Raw genomic sequence first — 234 nt, 5'->3', positions numbered from 1 at the left:
ACTCAGCTACTTAGACAGTGAAATCAGTGATGCGCTAGCGCATGACTTTAGACAATTTGGCGTTCTGATTCGCAACAACGAAGAGATCGATCATCTTGAAACTCACGATGATTGTGTCATTTTGCACTTAAAAAGTGGTAAGAAAATCAAGTCTGATGCGATCCTTTGGTCCAATGGTCGCTCAGGGAATACGGAAGGCTTAAACTTAGAAGCTATCGGCTTAGAAGCCAATAG

General features: G+C 42.3%; 1 protein-coding gene. It reads left to right on the top strand.

Annotated features, from left to right (window positions below; translation table 11 throughout):
- Nucleotides 1-234, top strand: a 234-nt coding sequence (locus AAEY75_RS17205; protein WP_352260398.1) for an FAD-dependent oxidoreductase, incomplete at both ends; no start/stop codon positions are given.

This window comes from Psychrobacter sp. TB55-MNA-CIBAN-0194 (assembly GCF_040309505.1).
GTDB lineage: Bacteria > Pseudomonadota > Gammaproteobacteria > Pseudomonadales > Moraxellaceae > Psychrobacter > Psychrobacter fozii.
Note: the sequence above shows the minus strand (reverse complement) of the source record. Positions and strands in the feature narration are given on the sequence as shown.